We start from the raw sequence: 12,781 nt of genomic DNA on the forward strand, positions 1-12,781 counted from the left end.
CCCTCATTGCCTGGCCCGGTCTGCCCATGACGACGCTCTCCCCTCCCCCGTTCGCGGACACGCCGAACGCCCGCAAGGGCGCGATCTCGCGCGAGGACCTGCTGGCCGCCGCGCTCAAACTGATCGGGCCGCACCGCAGCGTGTCCACACTGAGCCTGCGCGAGGTGACCCGCGAGGCCGGCATCGCCCCCAACAGCTTCTACCGCCAGTTCCGCGACATGGACGAGCTGGCGGTGGCGCTGATCGACCTGGCCGGCAGCTCGCTGCGCACCATCATCGGCCAGGCGCGGCAGCGTGCCGCCGGCAACCGCCGCAGCATCATCCTCAGTTCCGTGGAGACTTTCATGGAACAGTTGCGCGCCGACGACAAGCTGCTGCACGTCCTGTTACGCGAGGGCACGGTCGGCTCGGACGCGTTCAAGCATGCGGTGGACCGCGAGCTGAACTATTTCGAGGACGAACTGCGGGTGGACCTGATCCGCCTGGCCGCGCTGGAGGGCGCGCCGCTGCACGAGCCGGCACTGGTGTCCAAGGCGATCACCCGGCTGGTGTTCGCGATGGGCGCCACCGCGATGGACCTGCCGCCGGAGAAGGATCCGGAACTGATCCGGCAGATCACCGCGATGCTGCGGATGATCATCGTCGGCGCGCGCACGCTCGCCGCCGGCTGAGTTCGCGGCGCAGCGGCGTCGCCACCGCAGACAGCCATCGGCACGGGCGCTTGCCTGCATCGTGACATGCCGCCGACATGGCCTTGGCCCCGGCTTTACCTGCGCCTGCCCACCCTCGTCGGACACTCCCCCAACGAGGCATGCACATGGCCGTTCCGAACTATCCGTCGCCGCCGTTCAAGGCGCAGCAGCAATCCTTTCCCGGCAAGACCCAGGCCATGGATCCGAAACCGGACCACGGTGAAGACAGCTATGTCGGCCACGGCCTGCTGCAGGGCAAGCGCACCCTGATCACCGGCGGCGACAGCGGCATCGGCGCGGCGGTGGCGATCGCCTATGCGCGCGAAGGCGCCGACGTTGCCATCGCCTATCTGCCCGACGAGCAGGACGACGCCGAGCGCATCGGCAAGCTGGTCGAGGATGCCGGCGTGCGCGTGCTGCTGCATCCCTGCGACATCAGCGACCGCGCGCAGGCCGAGACGTTGATCAAGACCGTGACCGACGCCTTCGGCGGCCTCGACGTACTGGTCAACAACGCGGCCTACCAGCGCTATTTCCATAGCTTCGACGAGATCACCCTCGACGAATGGGAGAAAACCTTCGCCACCAACGTGCATGCGCCGTTCCACCTGGTGCGGCTGGCGCTGCCGCACATGCCCGAGGGCGGCTCGATCATCAACACCGCCTCGGTGAACTCGAAGAAGCCCACGCCCAACATCCTGCCGTACTCGGCCACCAAGGGCGCGCTGGCCAACCTGACCATCGGCCTGGCCGGCCTGCTCGCCGAGAAGAAGATCCGCGTCAACGCGGTGCTGCCAGGCCCGATCTGGACTCCGTTCATTCCCACCGGCATGGATGAGGAATCGGTGCGCACCTTCGGCGAGCAGACGCCGTTCGGCCGTCCTGGCCAGCCAGCGGAACTGGCCTCGGCCTATGTATTGTTGGCTGCGGACACCTCGAGCTATACCTCGGGCACGTTGCTGACCATCTCGGGTGGCGCAGTGACGCTGTAAGGCCGGGAATCGTAAGTGGGGAATCGGGAATGGGAAAAGCGCTGCGGGCTGGCGGCGCTGTAGGTGCGGCTCTGGCCGCGAGAGGCTTTCTCCTGATGTTGTCGCCGTGATCCTCACGCAAGCACACGCATCGCGCCTGCTGCTGTCTCGTTAGCAGGCCACAGATCTAGCGCACTCCCCTCTTTAGGAGCGGCTTCAGCCGCGACAGGCATTCCCATGAAGGCCTGTCACGACTGAAGCCGCTCCTTCAAGCGCGAGCGCAAAAGACATGCAGCACCCGCGCATCACGCGTATCGCCACCGTGTACATCTCCTCACACGGCATCTCGCACGGCATTCACTCTGCGCTGCAACTGCTCTAACGGCGGCAAGTCTAGGTTGATCGCACAGGGGAAAAACACACGGACGCGCGATGCGATGCAGGTGCGTCGCGCACACCATCTGGAGCGATATCCATGACCCGAAGCAACACCGAACGCTTGTTGAAGTGGCTGCAGGACGCCTACGCCATGGAGCAGGAGGCCAACACCATGCTCACTGCCACCGCCGGCCGCCTGGAGCACTACCCGCAGCTGAAGGCGCGCATCGAGCAGCACGTCGACGAAACCCGCGATCAGTCCGAGCAGGTCAAGCGCTGCATCCAGATCCTCGACGGCTCGGTCCCGACGATCAAGGGCACGGTGGCGAGCGTGATGGCCTCGGTGCACGCCGCCGGCAATTCGATGATGAGCGACGAGGTGGCCAAGAGCCTGGGCGTGAGCTACGCGTTCGAGCATATGGAGATCGCCAGCTACCGTTCCCTGGTGATCGCCGCCAAGGAAGCCGGGCAGACCGAGATCGCCGACATCTGCGCCGCCATCCTCGACCAGGAAATCGCCATGGCCGAGTGGCTGATCGAGCACCAGGAAGCCACGATCCTGGCGTTCCTGAAGCGCGAACGCACCGAAGGCGAAACCGCCAAGCACTGAGCGTCGTCGTGCACCGCACGACGCGTGCGCATTCCCCCGCAGCACCCACCATCATCGACCGGAGACTCCCCATGGCCGTCAAGACCATCGACGAATTGTTCATCCACGAGCTGTCGGACATCTACAGCGCCGAGAAGCAGCTGACCAAGGCACTGCCGCGACTGGCACGCGCCTCCACCAACCCGGCGCTGCGCGCGGCGTTCGAAGCACACCTGGAGGAAACCCAGGGCCAGATCGAACGCATCGACCAGATCGTCGAAAATGGCAACCTGCGCCTGAAGCGGATCAAGTGCGCCGCCATGGAAGGCCTGGTGGAAGAAGGCAAGGAAGTGATCGACTCGATCGAGGCTGGCCCGGTGCGCGATGCCGCGCTGATCGGCGGTGCGCAGAAGGTCGAGCATTACGAGATCGCGTCCTACGGCACGCTCGCCGCCATGGCCAAGCAGCTGGGCATGGACGATGCGTTGAGCCTGCTGCTGGAAACGCTCAATGAAGAGAAGTCCACCGACGAGAAGCTGACCCTGCTGGCCGAGCAGGGGGGCAACGAAGAAGCGGCACGCAAGCGCAAGGCGGCCTGACCGCGCCAGCTGCGGCCCGCCGGCGCGGGTCGCAGCGTCCCAGACGCCTATCCCCCACGCGCGGCCGTCGGTCGCGCCATTGCGTCGTCTCGACGTTCGGGCGGCACTCCAAGAGAAACCCATGTTCATGCACAACAAGCGGCTGATGTACACGGTCCGCGTGGCACAACCAGATCCGGCGCTGGCCTCGCTGATGCTGGAACAGTTCGGCGGCCCGCAAGGCGAGCTCGCCGCGGCGATGCGCTACTTCACCCAGGCCATCGGCGAGGTCGATCCCGGCCGCAAGGATCTGCTCTACGACATCGCCACCGAGGAGCTGAGCCACCTGGAAATCATCGGCTCGATCATCGCCATGCTCAACCAGGGGCCGAAGGCGGTGCTGTCCGAAGGCATGGCCGAAGCCGAGGACATGCGCAACCTCACCCGCAACAACAACACCAGCCAGACCCAGCAGATTCTCTACGGCGGCGGCCCGGCGCTGGTCAATTCCAGTGGCGTGCCGTGGAGCGCGGCCTACGTGGACAGCATCGGCGAGCCGACGGCCGACCTGCGCTCCAACATCGCCGCCGAAGCGCGTGCCAAGATCGTGTATGAGCGCCTGATCAACGTCACCGACGATCCGGGCATCGTCGATGCGCTGACCTTCCTGATGACCCGCGAGGTGGCGCACCAGAAATCCTTCGAGAAGGCGCTGTACGCGATCGAGCCGAACTTCCCGCCGGGCAAGCTGCCGGGCGATCCGGCCTTCACCGATCGCTACTACGACATGTCGCAGGGCGATGGCGACATGCAGGGGCCCTGGAACAGCGGCAGCCAGTGGGAGTCCATTGCCGACCGCAATCGCCAGGTGGCGGTGGATGGCGGCAGCGGGATGCCCAGCGTGGGCCTGAGCGAACTGGAACAGAGCGCAGTGCAGGCGCTGGCGGCGCGTACGCTGTCGCAGCCGGACAGCGACCCGACCACCGGTGCCGACCTGGGCGCCGGCCCGGGTGCCGGTTCGACCAAGGGCAGCGTGGCGCGCTAGCGCTTCACTGCAGGTCCACCGCAACGACGCCGACGCCGCGATGCACAAGCACCGCGGCGTTCGCATGTCTGGGCCATTGCCCGTGGTCGGCACCACCCGCGGCGCCGCGATCAATCGCCGGTCTGCCGATGCGGCGCGTGCACCGGCTTGGATTGCGGGGAATCCTTCTGCCGCAGCCAGATGCTCAACACCACCAGCGCGAACACCGCCAGGAACTCGCTCTGCCAGTTCTGCATCGATTCGAACCAGAACTGCGCGCCGCTGGCGTGTTCCCAGAAGGACGGCAGCGGCCGATGCTGCATGGCCTGCTCGGCCACCTCGTGGCGCCAACTGCCCAGTGCATGCAGGACGAAGCTGAGCAGGAACAGCGCACCGAAGGCCAGTGCCAGCGAGCGCTCGTACAGCGCCAGCCAGATGCCGCCGGCGCGCACCGGCCAAGGCGCCGGGCCCGGCGCGACGGCGTCGTCCTCCTGCCCTGGCGACAGCGGCCGCGACTCGGCCGAGCCCCACTGGCGCAGCTTCACCGTCAGCACCACGTACATGCCCATCTGCAGGAACTCGCTCTCCCAGTTCTCGAACAGCGCGCCGATGAAGTGCCCGCTGTGCAGGTACTGCCACATCGGCAGCGCCGCCAGCCCCTGCTGGCGCAGTTCCTCGTTGTAGGCTTGGTGGCCACTCAGCGCCTGAGCGGCCATGAACAGCAGGCTCAGCGCCAGCAACACGATCGACAGGCTGTTGCGTTTCCAGAACATCGACTCGGCTCCTCCTCCACCGCCGCACTGCCGGCGCGCCGTCGCTGCGACCATAGGCAGCCACAGGCAAAAAGTGGATGAAGAAGCTGGGGCGATACGCCTCGGATGCCAGGCGATGCCATCACCTGCAGGAGCGGCCACGGCGTGGCGGCAGGCGCCACCACGCCGCACTGGCTCAGAACTCTTCCCACTCCGCGCTGTCCGCCGGCACGCCCTGGATCGGGCGCGGCTTGGCCGCCGCTTGCCGCACCGGGACCGCCGGCTTGGGCTTGGCGGCGGCGACAGCCCGCACTGCCGGCCTGGCCGGCTGCGGCCTTGCCGCGATCGCCGGTGCCACGCTGATGGCGGCGCCGCCGGCGAGGCGGAACACCGCCACCGCGCGTGCCAGTTCCGCCGCCTGGTCTTCCATGCTCTTGGCCGCCGCGCTGGCTTCTTCCACCAATGCCGCGTTCTGCTGGGTGCCCTCGTCCAGCTGCATCACCGTCTTGCTGACCTGGTCGATGCCCGCGCTCTGCTCGGCGCTGGCCGCGGAGATCTCGGCCATGATGTCGGTGACCCGCTTCACCGAGGCGACCACCTCGGTCATGGTGGTGCCGGCGCGGTTGACCAGGGTCGAGCCCTGCTCCACTTCCTGCACCGAGTCGGAGATCAGGGCCTTGATCTCCTTGGCCGCCGCCGCCGAACGCTGCGCCAGCGTGCGCACTTCCGAGGCCACCACGGCGAAGCCGCGGCCCTGTTCGCCGGCGCGCGCCGCTTCCACCGCCGCATTGAGCGCGAGGATGTTGGTCTGGAAGGCGATGCCGTCGATCACGCCGATGATGTCGGCGATGCGCGCGGACGCGGCGCTGATCGAGGCCATGGTCGCCACCACTTCCTCCACGGCGCGGCCGCCGTGCTCGGCCACCTCGCCGGTGCTCAGCACCAGCTGGTTGGCCTGGCGCGCGCTGTCGGCGTTCTGCTTCACGGTGGACGTCAGCTCCTCCATCGAGGCGGCGGTTTCTTCCAGGCTGGCCGCCTGCTGCTCGGTGCGCACCGACAGGTCGCTGTTGCCGCTGGCGATCTCGCTGGCGGCGGTGTTGATCGAGCCGACCGCGCGCTGGATGCCCTGCACGATGCCGGTCAGTTGCTCGGCGGTGCGGTTGGCGGCGTCGGCGAGCTTGCCGAATGCGCCTTCATAGCGCACTTCCACGCGCTGCGACAGGTCGCCATCGGCGATCGCCCCCATGATCCGGCCGACGTCGGCCAGGCCGCTGTCGGCCTGACGCATCAGCCGGTTCAGCGCTTCCACCATTTCCTTGAACGCGAACTCGTAGCGCGCCTCGTCGCCACGTGCAGTGAAGTCGCCGCGGGCGGCCGCGTCGGCCAGCCGCGCGATGTCGCCGTTGACCGCCGACAGGTTGGCCTTGACCACGTCCAGCGCCTCGTGCAGCGCGGCGCGCTGTCCCGGCAGCCGACGCATGTCGCGGCGCAGGTCGCCGCGGCCGTACTCGTCCATGATCGCCATCGCCTCGACGATCGCGTCCAGGTGCTCGAACAGCGCCGTGTTCATGCCGTGTGCGAGCGTGCCGTAGTCGCCTGGGAAATCCTCCGGCATGCGGTGGCTGATGTCCTCGCCCTGCTGCAGCCGCACCAGGGTCTGCATCTCGCCGTTGAAGCGCTGCAGTTGGGTCTGCATCTGTTGCATGCTGGTCATCAACTGCCCGGTCTCGTCGCGCGACTCCACCTTGATCGGATTGTCGAAGCGGCCCGAGGCGATCGCCTCGGCGGTCCGCGTGGCGCCGCGCAACGGCGCGACGATGGCGCCGGCGATCAGCCAGCACAGACCCACGACCAGCGCCACCAGGCCACCACCGATCACGGTGAGGATCTTGGTGAAGCCCATCGCCTGGGCCTGGATGTCCTCGGCATACACGCCCATCGCCAGCACCCAGTTCCACTGCGGGTACAGCGCGGCGTAGCTGATCTTCGGCAGCTGCACCGACTTGCCGGGCTTGGGCGCGGTGTAGTAGCTGAAACCGTCGCCGCTGCGCACCGCCGTCTGGATGTCGCGGTACACGTACTCGCCGGCATCGCTCCTGTAACCGCTCATGTCGGTGCCGACCGCGCGCTTGGGATGCATGACGATGCGCATCTGCGGGTCGACGATGAAGAAGTAGTCCACGCCGCCGTTGGTCTTCATGTCGGCCAGCGCGCCCTTGGCCGCTGCCTGCGCCTGCGCCTGCGTCATCTCGCCGCGCTTGGCCAGATCGGCGTAGTGCTGCATCACGCTCAGGCCCATGTCGACCTGGGTCTTGACGCTTTGCTTGCGCGCATCGATCAGGTTGAGATATTGCAGGCGCGCCGCGGCAACGGCGAGCAGGATCACGCCGAGCGCGATCAGCGTGCACAGCACGATGAACTTGCGCGCCATGGGCAGATTGGCGATATGGCGGCGCAGAAATTGGATGGGATTCATGGCGTAGAAAGCAGAGAACGGAATTTTGTATCGGCCAGCGCGCGCTCGAACTTGAACTGCGAAGTGCCTCGCCAGAGCAACGCGCACCACAGTTTCACGCTGCAGCCGGCTTCCGTCAGGCCAGTGCGGCATCCATCGGCGCGCTCGCGGACGACACGCCGGCGGCGTGCGGCTCCCACACCAGGCGATGGAAATCGAAGCCCTGCTGCAACCGCGGCTTGACCACGTTGAAGTACGGCGAGACGTCGAAATCGCGCGGCAGCGTCAGGCTGTGATGGCGCGGATGCAGGATCTCCGCGTCTTCTCCGGCATCGCTTCCCGTCGGCGGCGCCTGGTCGATTTCCGGCAGGATGGGATAGCGGATCGCGCCGAACGCCTGCGCCAGCAACGTCGAGCAGATCGCCCGCGTCGGCTCGCCGCTGCCTAGCTCCAGGAAGCGCCGCTTCACCGACGACGGCAGCGGCGGCGTGCGGATCAGGTAGCGCGCCAGGTCGAAGATGTTCTTCAGGTCGTAGCTGTTGCCGACCCGCGAGACCATGTACTCCACCACGGTCTCGATCTCCTGCGCGCTCAACCCGACCGGACGGCAGATGCGGGTGTGCAGGCCGGCGAACTCGCTCAATCCCACCAGGCGCACGCCGACGTTGATGTCGACATCGCAGAACAGCGGCGCTTCCTCGCCGGGAAGCGCGGCCACGTGGTCGCCGATGTACAGCGCCGCGTGCGACCAGGTGGACTGGCTCAGGTACTTGATGGCGGTGGAGAAGCGGCTGTTGCCCTCGACCAGCAGCACGTCGCCCTTGCGTAGCGTGGCACGCAACAGCTGCGGCGGGCTGGTCGGCAGTTGCGAGCCATGGCGGCGCGGCTTGGACAGGAACTTGGCCAGGTGGCGGCCCAGCAAACGTGGCAAGGACAGCATGCGCGTTCCCCCGAGGGACGGCCGCTTCGGCGAAACGGCTCCGCTATCCGCAATGGCGGCCATGCGCTGGATTTCTTGAATGGCGTGCCGGCGCCAGCGACCGGCTCACGGTTGCCGCAGGATCGACAGCTCCACGAACTGCGCGCTGCTGGAACGCAGGTAGACCGCATAGCGGCCACGGCCCGGCACTTGCACCAGAAAGCGGTCTCCCGGCACCGGCTGGAGCTTGTCGACCGCGGCCGCACCCAGCGGCGCGATCCGCAGCCGCACCTTGGCATCGTCCTGCGCTGGCGTGAGATTGGCGATGGTCAGCGCGCCATCGAAGAGGGTGCGGCTCTCGCCCGGCAACAGACTCAGCATCAGCGACATCGCCGCGGCCTTGGCGTCGCAGGCACCGGCCTGCGCCTCGGCCAGCTGCCGCTGCAGCGGCTTGACCTCCACGTACTGCACGAAGCCGTAGGTCGCGCCGATCACCACCAGCACTGCCGACACCTCGGCGGCGGTGCGCTTGAACGAGAGTGCTTGCCACCATGTCTGCGCCGGCGGGGGCGGCGTCTGTCGGGTCGTTCGAGCCATGCATCACGGTATCGATGCCGCCATGCCTCTGTCTGCCAGCACGGCTGACATCGCCGCGCACGGCCGCGTTCGTCTACCTGGCGATACAGACGCGACGCCACGTGCCTCGCGATAGGCGCCGCCCCAAGCACGGACATCGCGCGATGGCGCGGCATGGCCTCGCGCCTATGCAACTCCCAGCAGGCGATGACGCGTCTTTCGGAGGTTTCGAAACCACGGATCGTCGACGCGCAGGGAGAACCGCCCACGCATGTTGCGTCGCAACTTGACGCATCGAGCGCCCGGGCGGAGTCTTGGCATGAAATTTCGAAATTATTTTCGCAATCCGAAATTCACTTGTCAAGCGACATCACGGGGCGGGTCGAGCAAGCTGGCGATTCCCCCGGGTCCTCCAGGAACTGCAGATGATCAAGACGACTTCCCAGCGCGCGGCCGGCGCCGCGCCCGACGACGGCGACGAGGCCGGGGACAAGAAGCTGCGCAGCACCGTGCAGTCGCTGGCCAAGGGCTTTCGCGTGCTCGAGGCGTTCTCGTCCGAGCACGAGGAACTGTCGCTGAGCCAGATCGCGGCCCTGGCCCGGCTCGATCCAGGCACCACCTTCCGCATGCTCAACACCCTGGTCGAGCTGGGCTACGTGCACCGCGTGCCGGAGAGCCGCCGCTTCCGCCTGACCCTGAAGGTGCTCGACCTCGGCTTCCACGCCATCGCCCGCCGCGATCTGCGCAGCGTGGTGCGGCCGCTGCTGCGCACGCTGGTCAGCGACGTCAACGAAGCGGCCAGCTTCGCGGTGCTGCAAGGCCCCGACGTGCTCTACATCGAGCGCGTGCGCGCCGGCATCACCCGCCTGGGCGTGGACATCCGCATCGGCACCACCGTGCCCAGCACCCGTACGGCGATCGGCCTGGCGATGCTGGCGCACCTGGCGCCGGCGGAAGTGACGCGGGTGACCGGGGTCGACGTGCAGGGTGCGCAGACGCCGGAGATCGCCACGATCCGGCGCACCTTCGACAGCATCCGCCGCGACCGCTACGTGATCCTGGAGTCGATGCTGACGGAGGGCCTGCGCGTGCTGGCGGTCCCGGTGCTGGATGCGGACGACTATCCGCTCGGCGCGATCAGTGTCGCCGCGCCGTCGGTGCGCACCAGCCACGCCGAACTGCTGGAGACCGCCCTCCAGCCGACGCTGCTGGCCGCCAAGGACATCGCCTTCGCGATCCAGGCCAGCGGGAGTGTTGCCGTGACCGCCCCCAGCACCTGATCCGCCCGGGCCACCGCCCGGCCCTCCCTGTCGGTCTCGCTGCGTGGACGCTTCGGCGCCCGCGTCGGGATCCCCTTGTCCTGCGAAAGGCAGCCACGATGCTCATGTCCACCCCTGCCCCTGCCACCACCGCCACGACCACCGCCCACGCGCCGTCCATCGCCGAGGCGCAGGCGGAGATCGGCGCACGCCTCGAACGCCTGCCGATCACCCGCAACGTGTGGTGGGCGCGCAACATCGTCGGCGCCGCCACGTTCTTCGACGGCTACACGGTGATCGCCATCGCCTACGCGATGCCGGTGCTGACCAAGGAATGGCAGCTGTCGCCGGCGCAGATCGGCACGATCCTGTCGGCCGGCTACCTGGGCCAACTGCTGGGCTCGGTGTTCTTCGGCTGGCTGGCCGAGCGTATCGGCCGGCTGCACGTGCTGCTGTTCACCATCCTGCTGTTCGTGTCGATGGACGTGGCCTGCCTGTTCGCCGGCAGCGCCGCGGCGATGATCGCGTTCCGCTTCGTCCAGGGTATCGGCACCGGCGGCGAGGTGCCGGTGGCCAGCGCCTACATCAACGAACTGATCGGCTCGAAGAAGCGCGGCCGCTTCTTCCTGCTATACGAGGTGATGTTCCTGCTCGGCCTGGTCGCCGCTGGCGGCATCGGCTACTTCCTGGTGCCGGCCTATGGCTGGAAGGCGATGTTCATGGTCGGGCTGATCCCGGCGACGATCATGATTCCGCTGCGTTTCTTCATGTTCGAATCGCCGCGCTGGCTGGCCGCCAAGGGCCGCTACGCCAAGGCCGACACCATCGTCGCCGAACTCGAACGCAGCGCCGAGCGCCGCCATGGCCCGTTGCCGGCGCCGGTGTTCGACCGCAGCGCGCTTCCCAAGACGCAGCGCTCGGACTGGCGCGAGCTGTTCGGCAGCGTCTATCGCAAGCGCACGCTGGTGATCTGGAGCCTGTGGTTCTGCTCCTACCTGGTCGCCAACGGCATCATCACCTGGCTGCCGACGCTGTACCGCACGCACTTCGGGCTGTCGCTGCAGCAGAGCATCGCCTATGGCTTCTTCACCTCGCTGGCCGGCGTCGCCGCCGCAGTGGCCTGCGCGCTGTCGATCGACAAGGTCGGACGCAAGCGCTGGTACGGGCTGGCGTTCGCCGCCGGCGGGCTGCCGCTGCTGGCGCTGGCGGCGCTCGGCGGCACCTCGGCGCCGCAGGTGCTGGTGTTCGCGGCGCTGGGCTATGCCGCGGTGCAGACCATCACCTTCTCGCTGTACCTGTATTCAGCCGAGCTCTACCCCACCCGCATCCGCGCCATCGGCACCGGACTGGGCAGCGCCTGGCTGCGCCTGGGCTCGGCCTGCGGGCCGCTGCTGGTCGGCGCGGTCATCGCCGGACTCGGCATCCGCTACGTGTTCGCCGCCTTCGCTGCCGTGCTGCTGGCCGGCGCCGTCGTGACCTGGCGCTTCGCCCTGGAAACCAAGGGCAAATCGCTGGAGCAGCTGTCGCCCTGAGCGTATCGCCGGCACTGCCGCTGGCGCATCGCACAACACCTCCGCACCACCCCCGTCGGACCCCGCGTTCGATTCCATCCCCCGTTGATCCAAAGAAGAGGAAATGAGCATGAGCACCATCGACCTGAAAGGCCTGGTCCCCGCCCCGGTCACCCCGTTCACCCGCGACGGCGCCGTCGACTATCCCGCGATCAAGCGCATCGGCGCCTGGCTCGGCGGCATCGACGGGGTCAAGGGCCTGACCGTGCTCGGCCACGCCGGCGAAGGCACGTTCCTGGAGCGCGACGAACAGGCCAAGGTGATCACCGCCTTCCGCGACGCCGTCGACGGCCGCATCCCGATCATCGCCGGCATCACCCTGGAAGGCACCCGCGTCGCCGCCGACGAAGCCAAGCGCGCGGTCGCCGCCGGCGCCTCCGCCGGCCTGATCTATCCGTCGCACGGCTGGCTGCGCTTCGGCTACCAGAAGGGCGCGCCGCAGGACCGCTACAAGGCCATCCACGAGGCTAGCGGGCTGCCGATGATCCTGTTCCAGTACCCGGACGCGACCAAGGCCACCTACGACCTGGAGACGTTGCTGGAGATCGCCGCGCTGCCGGGCGTGGTCGCGATGAAGAACGGCGTGCGCAACATGAAGCGCTGGGACACCGAGATCCCGGTGTTCCGCAAGGAGCGCCCGCACGTGCCGGTGCTGACCTGCCACGACGAGTATCTGCTGCACACCATGTTCGACGTGGATGGCGCGCTGGTGGGCTACGGCTGCATCGCCCCGGAGCCGCTGCTGGAGATGATCGCCGCGGGCAAGGCCAAGGACTACGCCAAGGCGCGCGCACTGCACGACCGCCTGCTGCCGGTGACCAAGAGCGTCTATCACCGCGGCTCGCACATGGAAGGCTCGGTGGCGCTGAAGTGGGCGCTGGTCGCGCGCGGCCTGCTCGACCACGCCACGGTGCGTTCGCCGCTGCTGCCGCTGGCCGAGGGCGCCGACAAGGAGATCGCTGCGGCGATGGCCGCCGCCGGCCTCGGCAAGGTGGGCTGACCCGCACGGGTTGCCTC

At 67.9% G+C, this 12,781-nt stretch carries 11 protein-coding genes and 1 pseudogene; 8 read left to right on the forward strand and 4 right to left on the reverse strand.

Annotation, left to right across the window (positions count from 1 at the left end):
• Positions 1-26 precede the first annotated feature (26 nt).
• The 5 genes from fabR (at position 27) to CEK66_RS00910 (ending at position 4,253) form a co-directional block, all read left to right on the forward strand.
• Positions 27-671 (forward strand): HTH-type transcriptional repressor FabR, encoded by a 645-nt coding sequence (gene fabR, locus CEK66_RS00890; protein WP_152235638.1) that lies wholly within the window; start codon positions 27-29, stop codon positions 669-671.
• A 146-nt stretch (positions 672-817) separates the two neighbouring features.
• Complete coding sequence (locus CEK66_RS00895; protein ID WP_017910119.1) at positions 818-1,684, forward strand: SDR family oxidoreductase; 867 nt, start codon at positions 818-820, stop codon at positions 1,682-1,684.
• Positions 1,685-2,138: 454 nt separating this feature from the next.
• Positions 2,139-2,651, forward strand: a complete 513-nt coding sequence (locus CEK66_RS00900; RefSeq protein ID WP_043094625.1) for a ferritin-like domain-containing protein — start codon at positions 2,139-2,141, stop codon at positions 2,649-2,651.
• A gap of 71 nt (positions 2,652-2,722) precedes the next feature.
• Positions 2,723-3,229 carry a ferritin-like domain-containing protein gene (locus CEK66_RS00905; protein WP_043094623.1) on the forward strand — a complete coding sequence of 169 codons (507 nt, stop codon included), beginning with the start codon at positions 2,723-2,725 and terminating at the stop codon, positions 3,227-3,229.
• Between the two features lie 121 nt (positions 3,230-3,350).
• Positions 3,351-4,253 (forward strand): manganese catalase family protein, encoded by a 903-nt coding sequence (locus tag CEK66_RS00910; RefSeq protein ID WP_017910116.1) that lies wholly within the window; start codon positions 3,351-3,353, stop codon positions 4,251-4,253.
• Between the two features lie 110 nt (positions 4,254-4,363).
• On the opposite strand, the gene CEK66_RS00915 is transcribed toward CEK66_RS00910, so the two are convergent.
• The 4 genes and pseudogenes from CEK66_RS00915 to CEK66_RS00930 form a co-directional block, all read right to left on the reverse strand.
• Positions 4,364-5,005, reverse strand: coding sequence for a DUF6766 family protein (locus CEK66_RS00915; protein ID WP_152235639.1), 642 nt, complete (start codon positions 5,003-5,005; stop codon positions 4,364-4,366).
• 358 nt (positions 5,006-5,363) lie between these two features.
• A pseudogene (locus CEK66_RS00920) lies at positions 5,364-7,442 on the reverse strand (methyl-accepting chemotaxis protein); the annotation flags it as partial.
• A 133-nt stretch (positions 7,443-7,575) separates the two neighbouring features.
• Positions 7,576-8,379 carry a YiiX/YebB-like N1pC/P60 family cysteine hydrolase gene (locus tag CEK66_RS00925; protein WP_043094617.1) on the reverse strand — a complete coding sequence of 268 codons (804 nt, stop codon included), beginning with the start codon at positions 8,377-8,379 and terminating at the stop codon, positions 7,576-7,578.
• Between the two features lie 105 nt (positions 8,380-8,484).
• On the reverse strand, positions 8,485-8,955 hold the full coding sequence (locus CEK66_RS00930; protein WP_039728364.1) for a hypothetical protein: 471 nt from the start codon (positions 8,953-8,955) through the stop codon (positions 8,485-8,487).
• A 404-nt stretch (positions 8,956-9,359) separates the two neighbouring features.
• Between CEK66_RS00930 and CEK66_RS00935 the strand changes: the two genes are divergently transcribed.
• The 3 genes from CEK66_RS00935 to CEK66_RS00945 all read left to right on the forward strand — a co-directional run bounded on the left by CEK66_RS00935 (position 9,360) and on the right by CEK66_RS00945 (position 12,764).
• Positions 9,360-10,214, forward strand: coding sequence for an IclR family transcriptional regulator (locus tag CEK66_RS00935; protein ID WP_017912848.1), 855 nt, complete (start codon positions 9,360-9,362; stop codon positions 10,212-10,214).
• Positions 10,215-10,318: 104 nt separating this feature from the next.
• Positions 10,319-11,725: an MFS transporter gene (locus tag CEK66_RS00940; protein ID WP_226978444.1), complete on the forward strand. Its 1,407-nt coding sequence runs from the start codon at positions 10,319-10,321 to the stop codon at positions 11,723-11,725.
• A 109-nt stretch (positions 11,726-11,834) separates the two neighbouring features.
• On the forward strand, positions 11,835-12,764 hold the full coding sequence (locus CEK66_RS00945; protein ID WP_026144587.1) for a dihydrodipicolinate synthase family protein: 930 nt from the start codon (positions 11,835-11,837) through the stop codon (positions 12,762-12,764).
• Positions 12,765-12,781: the final 17 nt, after the last annotated feature.

The organism is Xanthomonas sp. LMG 12460, assembly GCF_009192895.1.
GTDB lineage: Bacteria > Pseudomonadota > Gammaproteobacteria > Xanthomonadales > Xanthomonadaceae > Xanthomonas_A > Xanthomonas_A sontii.